This window comes from Streptacidiphilus sp. MAP12-20, assembly GCF_041262525.1.
Lineage (GTDB): Bacteria > Actinomycetota > Actinomycetes > Streptomycetales > Streptomycetaceae > Streptacidiphilus.
This window is the reverse complement of the sequence record NZ_JBGCCK010000021.1, coordinates 81,108-91,278: the sequence shown is the minus strand read 5'-3', so window position 1 is coordinate 91,278 and position 10,171 is coordinate 81,108. Positions and strand designations below refer to the sequence as shown.

The window sequence follows — 10,171 nt, the reverse complement described above, 5'->3', positions numbered from 1 at the left end:
GACCGTGGACAATCTCATCCCCGTACTGGTCGCGGTGCCGCTGCTGGGAGCGGCCGTGCTGCTCCTCGGCGGGCGCCGCCTGGACGGCGTCGGGCACTGGCTCGGCACCGCCGCGGCCTTCGCCTCCTTCGGCGTAGGGCTGACGCTCTTCTTCGACATGCTGAGCCGTCCGGTCGCGCAGCGGCCGGTCACTGACCACCTGTACACCTGGGTGCCGGTGGGCGGCTTCCAGGCGCAGGTCGGCTTCCAGCTGGACCAGCTGTCGATCACCTTCGTGCTGCTGATCACGGGCGTCGGCTCGCTGATCCACATGTACTCGATGGGGTACATGCAGCACGACGAGCGCAAGCGCCGCTTCTTCGGCTATCTGAACCTCTTCCTCGCGGCCATGCTGCTGCTGGTGCTGGCCGACAACTACCTGCTGCTGTATGTCGGCTGGGAGGGCGTGGGTCTCGCGTCCTACCTGCTGATCGGCTTCTGGCAGCACAAGCCGAGCGCGGCGACCGCGGCCAAGAAGGCCTTCCTGGTCAACCGCGTCGGTGACGTCGGGCTCTCGATCGCGATCATGCTGATGTTCACCACCTTCGGCACCTTCGCCTTCACCCCCGTCTTCGCCCACGCGAGCGGGGCCACCCAGGCGACGCTGACCGGCATCGGGCTGATGCTGCTGCTGGCAGCCTGCGGCAAGTCGGCCCAGGTGCCGCTGCAGAGCTGGCTCGGCGACGCGATGGAGGGCCCGACCCCGGTCTCGGCCCTGATCCACGCCGCGACCATGGTGACCGCGGGCGTCTACCTGATCACCCGCTCGTCGGTCATCTTCAACCTGGCGCCGACGGCGCAGCTGGCCACGGTCGTGGTCGGCGCGGTGACGCTGCTCTTCGGTGCGATCGTCGGTTGCGCGAAGGACGACATCAAGAAGGCGCTGGCCGGCTCGACCATGTCGCAGATCGGCTACATGGTGCTGGCCGCCGGGCTCGGGCCGATCGGCTACGTGTTCGCGATCATGCACCTGGTGACGCACGGCTTCTTCAAGGCCGGGCTCTTCCTCGGCGCCGGTTCGGTCATGCACGGCATGAACGACGAGGTCGACATGCGGAAGTACGGCGGGCTGCGGACGTACATGCCGCTGACCTTCGCCACCTTCGGTCTCGGGTATCTGGCGATCATCGGCTTCCCTGGATTGTCCGGCTTCTTCTCCAAGGACAAGATCATCGAGGCGGCCTTCGCCCATGGCGGGACCGAGGGCTGGATCCTCGGCTCGGCCGCGATGGTCGGCGCCGCGGTCACCGCGTTCTACATGACGCGCGTGGTGCTGATGACCTTCTTCGGCGAGAAGCGCTGGCAGCCCGACGCCGAGGGCCACGAGCCGCACCCGCACGAGTCGCCGATGGTGATGGGCGTTCCGATGGCGCTGCTGGCGGTCGGCTCGGTCTCCGCGGGCTTCCTGTTCAGCCTGAACAACTCGTTCGTCAAGTGGCTGACCCCGGTCACCGGCTATGCGGAGGGCCACTCGCCGCTGAGCACGTCGACGGTGACCATTGCGACGACGGTGGTGCTGGTCCTCGGCGTCGGCGTCGCCTGGCTGATGTACGGGCGCAAGCCGGTCCCGGTGGTGCCGCCGCTGGGTTCGCTGCTCACCCGGGCCGCCAGGAGGGACCTGCTGCAGGACGACTTCAACCACGTCGTCCTGGTCGGCGGCGGCGAGCACCTGACCCGCTTCCTGGTCTACCTGGAGGCAAAGGGCCTGGACGGCCTGGTCAACGGCATCGCGGCCCTGGTCGGCGGGACGTCCGGCCGGGTGCGCAAGCTGCAGAACGGTTATGTCCGCTCCTACGCCCTGTCGATGTTCGGCGGCGCGCTGGTGCTGGCCGCCACCACGCTCCTGATGAGGGCCGTCGCATGAGCTCATTTCCCCTTCTGACTGTCACGACGGCGCTGCCGGCCGTCGGGGCGATCCTCACCGCCGCGCTGCCCCCGGCCACCGACGCCAAGCGCCGGGACCGGAACAAGGTCATCCCGCTTGGCTTCGCGCTGGCGACGCTGGTGCTGGCCGTCGTCGCCGTCGTCCGGTACCAGCCGAACGGGGCGCGGTTCCAGCTGACCGAGTACCACAGCTGGATCCCGCAGTTCGGCATCGGCTACAGCGTCGGCGTCGACGGCATCGCCGTGGTGCTGATCCTACTGACGGCGCTGCTGGTGCCCTTCGTGATGCTGGCCTCCTGGCACGACGCGGACCCCGTCGCTGACGACTCCGGCACCTTCGAGCGGAACCGCCGCACCCAGGGCTTCTTCGCCCTGATCCTGGCGGTCGAGGCGATGGTGGTGCTGTCGTTCGAGGCGACCGACGTCTTCCTCTTCTATGTGTTCTTCGAAGCCATGCTGATCCCGATGTACTTCCTGATCGGCGGCTTCGGCGACCGGACGAAGGGGGAGGACGCGCGGCAGCGCAGCTACGCGGCCGTCAAGTTCCTCCTCTACAACCTGCTCGGCGGCCTGGTCATGCTGGCGGCGGTGATCGGTCTCTACACGATCACGCACACCTTCGACCTGGTGAAGATCACCGACGCGTTGCAGGCCGGGACGCTGCGCTTCTCCCCGGTGGCGGAGAACGCGCTCTTCCTCGGCTTCATGTTCGCGTTCGCCGTGAAGGCGCCGCTCTGGCCGCTGCACACCTGGCTGCCGAACGCGATGGGCGAGTCCACGGCGGGCGTGGCGGTGCTGATCACGGCGGTCGTCGACAAGGTCGGCACCTTCGCGATGCTCCGGTTCTGCCTGCAGCTGTTCCCGCAGGCGAGCAAGACCTTCGCCCCGGCGATCATGGTGCTGGCGGTCATCGGCATCATCTACGGCGCGCTGCTGGCCGTGGGGCAGAAGGACATCAAGCGCCTGATCGCCTACGCGTCGATCTCGCACTTCGGCTTCATCATCATGGGCATCTTCGCGATGACCAGCCAGGGCCAGTCGGGCGCGACGCTCTACATGGTCAACCACGGCATCTCGACGGCCGCGCTGCTGCTGGTGGCGGGCTTCCTGATGTCGCGGCGCGGCAGCCGGCTGATCGTCGACTACGGCGGGGTGCAGAAGGTCGCGCCGATCCTGGCCGGGACCTTCCTGATCGGCGGCCTGGCGACACTGTCGCTGCCGGGGCTCGCGCCCTTCGTCAGTGAGTTCCTGGTGCTCGTCGGGACGTTCGAGCGGTACCCGGCCATCGGCATCGTGGCGACGGCGGGCATCGTGCTGGCCGCGCTGTACGTGCTGGTGCTCTACCAGCGCACCATGACAGGCCCGGTCAAGCCCGGCAACGAGGGCGTGTCCGACCTGAAGGCGCGCGAGCTCGTCGTCGTCGCCCCGCTGATCGCGCTGCTGATCGTGCTGGGCGTCTACCCGAAGCCGATCACCGACATCGTCAACCCGTCGGTGGGCACCACGCTCTCCCAGGTCGGCCGGACCGACCCGGCACCGCACATCAACGCGATCGGAGGCGGGCAGTGAGTGCGCCGGCTTTGCATCTGACCAGCCTCGCGGCGACGGTTCCCCCGATCACCGCGCCGCACATCGAGTACCTCCAGCTGTCGCCGATGCTGGCCGTCTTCGGCGCGGCGCTGGTCGGCGTGCTGGCGGAGGCCTTCGTGCCGCGCAAGCAGCGCTACGTCGCGCAGGTCGGCATCGCGCTGGCGGGTCTGTTCGTGGCCTTCGGGCTGATCCTCTACCTGGCCCTGGACGGCTACGCCACCACCAAGGCGCACCTCGCCGCGATGGGCGCGGTGGCCGTCGACGGGCCGGCGCTGTTCCTGCAGGGCGTGATCGCCCTGGTCGCCGTCGTCGCCGTGCTCGGCTTCGCCGAGCGGCGGCTGGAGCCGCGCTCCAGCACCGGCGGGGCAGTGGACTCCTTCGCGCCGCAGGCCTCGGCCGTGCCGGGCAGCGACGCGGAGAAGCGGGCGGCGAACTCCGGCTTCGCGACGACCGAGATCTACCCGCTGACCATGTTCGCGGTGGGCGGGATGCTGCTCTTCCCGGCCGCCTCGGACCTGCTGACGATGTTCGTGGCGCTGGAGGTCTTCTCCCTCCCGCTCTACCTGCTCTGCGCCCTGGCGCGGCGTCGCCGACTGCTCTCGCAGGAGGCGGCGGTCAAGTACTTCCTGCTCGGGGCCTTCTCCTCGGCGTTCTTCCTCTTCGGCCTCGCGTTGCTCTACGGCTACGCGGGGACCGTGCAGCTGAGCGGGATCGCGGACGTCGTCTCCGGCAAGGCGGTCGTCACCCCGGCGTTGGCGGGCACCACCGGCAACGACGCGTTGCTGCTGATCGGTCTGGCCATGCTCGGCGTCGGCCTGCTCTTCAAGGTCGGCGCGGTCCCCTTCCACGCCTGGACCCCCGATGTCTACCAGGGGGCGCCGACACCGGTCACTGGCTTCATGGCCGCCGCGACCAAGGTGGCCGCCTTCGGCGCGCTGCTGCGGCTGCTCTACGTCGCGTTCCCGGGCCTGGTCTGGGACTGGCGGCCGGTGATGTGGGGCGTGGCGATCCTGACCATGGTCGCCGGCGCGGTCATCGCGGTGACCCAGACGGACGTCAAGCGCCTGCTGGCGTACTCGTCCATCGCGCACGCCGGCTTCATCCTGACCGGCGTGATCGCGCTGGACCAGCGCGGCCTGTCGGCCGTCCTCTTCTACCTCGCCGCCTACTCCTTCGTGACGCTCGGCGCCTTCGCCGTGGTCACCCTGGTGCGCGACGCGGACGGCGAGGCGACGCACCTGTCGCGCTGGGCCGGGCTGGGGCGGCGCTCGCCGCTGCTGGCGGCGGTCTTCGCGCTGTTCCTGCTGGCCTTCGCGGGCATCCCGCTGACGTCGGGCTTCACAGGGAAGTTCGCGGTCTTCCAGGCGGCGGCGGGGAGTGGCGCGACGCCGCTGGTCATCGTCGGTGTGCTGTCCTCGGCGGTGGCGGCGTTCTTCTACATCAGGGTCATCGTGCTGATGTTCTTCTCCGACCCGCGTCCCGACGGTCCGACCGTCGCGGTGCCGAGCGTGCTGACCGGGACGGCGATCGCCCTGGGCGCGGTGGTCACCATCGTGCTGGGCGTGCTGCCCTCGTGGTTCCTGTCCCTGGCGAACCACGCGTCGCTCTTCGTGAAGTGACGAGAGTTCGTGAACTGCAGAGTTCCTCGTGGAGTGCGGAGTTCCTCATGGAGTGACACGAGCGCAGTGAACAGTCAGTGATCCGCCGGTGAATCCGGGAGCGCGCCCGGCCTGCTGAGTTCAGTAGGCCGGGCGCGCTCCGTGATCCACTACGGACCGGATACGCTGCCCTTGATGGCTTCTCTTCGCCACCCTCTCGACCAGCGACAGGAGTGTTCCCGGTGACCGTCGTGGGGCCCTTCGGGCTGAGCGTGCAGGACCAGGCACTGGAGGCCGACGTCCAGGTGGGCATGGCCGCCGTCGAGCAGGCGCTCGTCGAGGCCACGAAGAGCGATGTGCCGTTCATTACAGTCGGTGCACAGCACCTGCTCTACGCGGGCGGCAAGCGTTTCCGTCCGCTGCTGGCCCTGCTGGCCGCCCAGTTCGGTGACGCCAACGCGCCGGGTGTCGTTCCGGCCGCCGTCGTCGTCGAGCTGACGCACCTGGCCACGCTGTACCACGACGACGTCATGGACGAGGCGGCCGTGCGCCGCGGCACGGCCAGCGCGAACGCGCGCTGGGACAACTCGATCGCCATCCTGACCGGCGACTTCCTCTTCTCCCGCGCCTCGCAGATCCTGGCCGACCTGGGCCCGGAGGCGGTCCGGCTGCAGTCCCAGGCGTTCGAGCGGCTGGTCACCGGCCAGATCCTGGAGACCGCGGGCCCCGGCCCCGAGGACGACCCGGTCCGGCACTACCTCGACGTGCTCTCCGGCAAGACCAGCTCGCTGATCGCCGTCTCCTGCCACCTGGGCGCGCTGCTGGCCGGGGCGGACGAGACGGTCATCGAGATACTGACTCAGTTCGGCGAGCGGATCGGCACCGCCTTCCAGCTCGCCGACGACGTGATCGACGTCGCCAGCGACAGCCACGAGTCCGGCAAGACGCCCGGCACGGACCTGCGCGAGGGTGTCCCCACGCTGCCGGTGCTGCTGTTGCGCGCCTCCGAGCCTGACCCGTCCGTCCCGGGTGACCTGCGGCTGCGCGAGCTGACGGCCGGCCCGCTGGAGGACGACGCGCTGCACGCGGAGGCGCTGACGCTGCTCCGCGCGCACCCGGCGCTGGCCCAGGCCCGCGAGGCCACGCTCCGCTGGTCGGAGGAGGCCCGCGCGCTGCTCGGCCCGCTGCCGGACTGCGGGGCGAAGGCCGCGCTGGAAGGCCTGTGCGACGCGGTGGCGCTGCGGACGATGTAGCACTCCGGATCCAGCACTCCGCACGATCCAGCACTGCGTACGATGCGGCTCTTCTAAGATCAGCAGCATGTCTGCTGCCCTGCGCGTGGTGATCGCCGAGGATTCCGTTCTGCTCCGTGAGGGCCTGACGCGGCTGCTCACCGACCGCGGTATGGAGGTCGTCGGCGCCGTGGGCGACGGCGAGGGGCTGCTGAAGCTGGTCGACGAGCTCGCCGGCAGCGCCGTGGGCGTGCCGGACGTGGTGGTCGCGGACGTGCGGATGCCGCCGACCCACACCGACGAGGGCGTGCGGGCCTGTATCGAGCTGCGGGGGAGGCACCCCGAGGTGGGCACGCTGGTGCTGTCCCAGTACGTCGAGGAGCGCTACGCCTCCGAGCTGCTGGCGGGCACGACACGCGGGGTCGGCTACCTGCTCAAGGACCGCGTCGCCGAGGTGCGGGAGTTCGTCGAGGCCGTCACCAGGGTCGCCGCGGGCGGCACGGCGCTGGATCCGGAGGTCGTCGCCCAGTTGCTCGGCCGCAGCCGCCGTCACGACACGCTGGCGGTCCTCACGCCGCGCGAGCGGGAGGTCCTGGGGCTCATGGCCGAGGGCCGCAGCAACACGGCCGTGGCGCGGCAGCTGGTGGTCTCCGACGGCGCCGTGGAGAAGCACGTCAGCAACATCTTCCTGAAGCTGGGCCTCGCCCAGAGCCCGGAGGACCACCGGCGAGTGCTGGCGGTGCTGACCTACCTGAACTCCTGAGGGGCTCGGCCCGGGCTCTTTATCTGACGGCCTGTCAGATATCCTGTGCTCATGATCCCGCGCTCCGGGTGCCCGGCGGCATAGGATTTCAAGCGGTGCACCACCACCATCGGTGACGAGGGAGGCCCACGTCGTGACCAGCAGGGTCGAGGAGACGGGTTCCACGTTCGAGGAACCCCCCACTGGGGGACCCCACACGGGAGGCAAGGGGGTCAGGCGCCTGGACCGCGTCGTGATCCGTTTCGCCGGGGACTCCGGCGACGGTATGCAGCTGACCGGTGACCGGTTCACGTCGGAGACGGCGGGATTCGGGAACGACCTGTCGACGCTGCCCAACTTTCCCGCCGAGATCCGCGCGCCCGCAGGCACGCTGCCGGGTGTCTCGTCCTTCCAGCTGCACTTCGCCGACCACGACATCCTGACGCCCGGCGACGCGCCGGACGTGCTGGTGGCGATGAACCCGGCGGCGCTCAAGGCCAACCTGGGCGATCTGCCGCGTGGTGCGGAGATCATCGTCAACACGGACGAGTTCACCAAGCGGGCGCTGGCGAAGGTCGGCTGGGCGGCGGATCCGCTGGACGACGGGACGCTGTCGGCGTACGCGGTGCACCCGGTCGCGCTGACGACGCTCACCGTGGAGGCGTTGAAGGACTCCGGGCTGGCCCGCAAGGACGCCGAGCGGGCGAAGAACATGTTCGCGCTCGGGCTGCTCAGCTGGATGTACCACCGGCCGACGGAGGGTACCGAGCGGTTCCTGCGGTCGAAGTTCGCGAAGAAGCCGGAGATCGCCGAGGCGAACGTGACGGCGTTCCGGGCGGGCTGGAACTTCGGGGAGACGACGGAGTCGTTCGCGGTCTCCTACGAGGTGGCCCCGGCCGCCAAGGCCTTCACGCCTGGCCGGTACCGGAACATCTCGGGGAACCTGGCGCTCGCCTACGGGCTGATCGCCGCCTCGAAGCAGTCCGGACTGCCGCTGTTCCTGGGCTCGTACCCGATCACGCCGGCCTCGGACATCCTGCACGAGCTGTCCAAGCACAAGAACTTCGGCGTGCGGACCTTCCAGGCGGAGGACGAGATCGCCGGCATCGGCGCCGCTCTGGGCGCGGCCTTCGGCGGCGCGCTGGGCGTCACCACGACCTCCGGCCCCGGCGTGGCGCTGAAGTCGGAGACGATCGGGCTGGCGGTCTCGCTGGAGCTGCCGCTGCTGGTCGTGGACATCCAGCGCGGCGGCCCTTCGACGGGGCTGCCGACCAAGACGGAGCAGGCGGACCTGCTCCAGGCGATGTTCGGCCGCAACGGCGAGGCGCCGGTCCCGATCGTCGCGCCCGCCTCGCCGGGGGAGTGCTTCACCGCGGCGCTGGAGGCGGCGCGGATCGCGCTGACCTATCGCACGCCGGTGTTCCTGCTCTCGGACGGCTATCTGGCCAACGGCAGCGAGCCGTGGCGCGTGCCTGAGGTGGCGGAGCTGCCGGACCTGCGGGTGGAGTTCGCGACAGAGGTCAATGCCCCCGACGGCTCGGGTGAGTTCTGGCCGTATCTGCGGGATCCGGAGACGTTGGCGCGGCCGTGGGCGGTGCCGGGGACGCCGGGTCTTGAGCACCGGATCGGTGGCATCGAGAAGCAGGACGGCACCGGGAACATCTCCTACGACCCGGCCAACCACGACCACATGGTCCGCACCCGGCAGGCGAAGATCGACGGGATCGAGGTCCCGGCGCTGGAGGTCGACGACCCTTCCCCAGCCTTCGGTCGGGGAGGCCCCACTGCGGACGCGAAGCTGCTGGTGCTCGGCTGGGGCTCGACCTTCGGGCCGATCGCGGCCGGCGTGCGGCGGTTCCGCGCGGGCGGCGGGAAGGTCGCGCAGGCGCATCTGCGCCACCTGAACCCCTTCCCAGCCAACCTGGGCGAGGTGCTCGCGCGCTATGAACGCGTGCTGGTGCCGGAGATGAACCTCGGGCAGCTCGCGCTGCTGCTGCGGGCGAAGTACCTGGTGGACGCGCGCTCGTTCACGCAGGTCAGCGGGATGCCGTTCAAGGCGGCCCAGCTCGCTGAGGTGATCAAGGAGAACGCTGATGCCTGCTGAGATCAAGCTCACCGCGAAGGACTTCAAGTCCGACCAGGAGGTGCGCTGGTGCCCCGGCTGCGGTGACTACGCGATCCTCGCCGCCGTGCAGGGCTTCCTGCCGGAGCTGGGCATCGCCCGCGAGAACATCGTCTTCGTCTCCGGCATCGGCTGCTCGTCCCGGTTCCCTTACTACCTGAACACCTACGGGATGCACTCGATCCACGGCCGCGCCCCGGCCATCGCGACCGGGCTGGCGTCGACGCGGCCGGACCTGTCCGTGTGGGTGATCACCGGTGACGGCGACGCGCTCTCCATCGGCGGCAACCACCTGATCCACGCGCTGCGCCGCAACGTGAACCTGAAGATCCTGCTCTTCAACAACCAGATCTACGGGCTCACCAAGGGCCAGTACTCGCCCACCAGCGAGCAGGGCAAGATCACCAAGTCCACGCCGATGGGCTCGCTGGACGCGCCCTTCCACCCGCTCTCGCTGGCGATCGGCGCGGAGGCGAGCTTCGTCGCCCGCACCATCGACTCCGACCGCAAGCACCTCACCGAGGTACTGCGGCAGGCGGCCCAGCACGAGGGCACGGCGCTGGTGGAGATCTACCAGAACTGCAACATCTTCAACGACGGCGCCTTCGATCTCCTCAAGGACCCCGCGACCCGCGACACGGCGCTGCTGCGGCTGGAGCACGGGCAGCCGTACCGGCTGCCCCAACATCCGAACGGGGCGGATGGCGAGGAGATCGTCCACGACGCGCACGACCCGGACCCGACCCGTGCCTTCGCGCTGTCCCGGATGAGTCACCCGACCCCGATCGGGGTGCTGCGGTCGGTGCAGCGGCCGGTCTACGACAAGCAGATGAACGAGCAGGTCCAGGAAGCGGTGACAAACCGGGGCGAAGGGAAGCTGGAAGACCTTCTTACCGGTAGTGACACGTGGCTGGTTCGATGACGCTGTACTGCCTTTAGAAGTCATGGGGCCAGCGTTAGGGAC

At 69.6% G+C, this 10,171-nt stretch carries 7 protein-coding genes; all 7 read left to right on the top strand.

From position 1 onward, the window contains the following. Window positions 1-4: 4 nt before the first annotated feature. The 7 genes from nuoL to ABIA32_RS25760 all read left to right on the top strand — a co-directional run bounded on the left by nuoL (window position 5) and on the right by ABIA32_RS25760 (window position 10,129). Complete coding sequence (gene nuoL / locus ABIA32_RS25790; protein ID WP_370100052.1) at window positions 5-1,903, top strand: NADH-quinone oxidoreductase subunit L; 1,899 nt, start codon at window positions 5-7, stop codon at window positions 1,901-1,903. Next, window positions 1,900-3,492 carry an NADH-quinone oxidoreductase subunit M gene (locus ABIA32_RS25785; RefSeq protein WP_370100049.1) on the top strand — a complete coding sequence of 531 codons (1,593 nt, stop codon included), beginning with the start codon at window positions 1,900-1,902 and terminating at the stop codon, window positions 3,490-3,492. The genes nuoL and ABIA32_RS25785 overlap by 4 nt, the downstream gene beginning before the upstream one ends. 11 nt (window positions 3,493-3,503) lie before the next feature. Continuing rightward, window positions 3,504-5,132 carry an NADH-quinone oxidoreductase subunit NuoN gene (gene nuoN, locus ABIA32_RS25780; protein WP_370100046.1) on the top strand — a complete coding sequence of 543 codons (1,629 nt, stop codon included), beginning with the start codon at window positions 3,504-3,506 and terminating at the stop codon, window positions 5,130-5,132. A gap of 221 nt (window positions 5,133-5,353) precedes the next feature. Next, window positions 5,354-6,364 (top strand): polyprenyl synthetase family protein, encoded by a 1,011-nt coding sequence (locus tag ABIA32_RS25775; RefSeq protein ID WP_370100043.1) that lies wholly within the window; start codon window positions 5,354-5,356, stop codon window positions 6,362-6,364. A gap of 67 nt (window positions 6,365-6,431) precedes the next feature. After that, on the top strand, window positions 6,432-7,106 hold the full coding sequence (locus tag ABIA32_RS25770; protein ID WP_370100040.1) for a response regulator: 675 nt from the start codon (window positions 6,432-6,434) through the stop codon (window positions 7,104-7,106). Window positions 7,107-7,239: 133 nt separating this feature from the next. Continuing rightward, window positions 7,240-9,189 (top strand): 2-oxoacid:acceptor oxidoreductase subunit alpha, encoded by a 1,950-nt coding sequence (locus tag ABIA32_RS25765; protein ID WP_370100038.1) that lies wholly within the window; start codon window positions 7,240-7,242, stop codon window positions 9,187-9,189. Beyond that, the gene (locus tag ABIA32_RS25760) at window positions 9,179-10,129 is read left to right on the top strand and encodes a 2-oxoacid:ferredoxin oxidoreductase subunit beta (protein ID WP_370100035.1); all 951 of its coding nucleotides are present in this window, start codon (window positions 9,179-9,181) and stop codon (window positions 10,127-10,129) included. Before ABIA32_RS25765 ends, ABIA32_RS25760 begins: the two co-directional genes overlap by 11 nt. The last annotated feature ends 42 nt before the right edge of the window (window positions 10,130-10,171 follow it).

Coding starts and splice junctions, on each gene's coding strand:
- ABIA32_RS25785 (WP_370100049.1), top strand. CDS start 1,900: ATGAGCTCATTTCCCCTTCTGACTGTCACGACGGCGCTGCCGGCCGTC.
- ABIA32_RS25770 (WP_370100040.1), top strand. CDS start 6,432: ATGTCTGCTGCCCTGCGCGTGGTGATCGCCGAGGATTCCGTTCTGCTC.
- ABIA32_RS25760 (WP_370100035.1), top strand. CDS start 9,179: ATGCCTGCTGAGATCAAGCTCACCGCGAAGGACTTCAAGTCCGACCAG.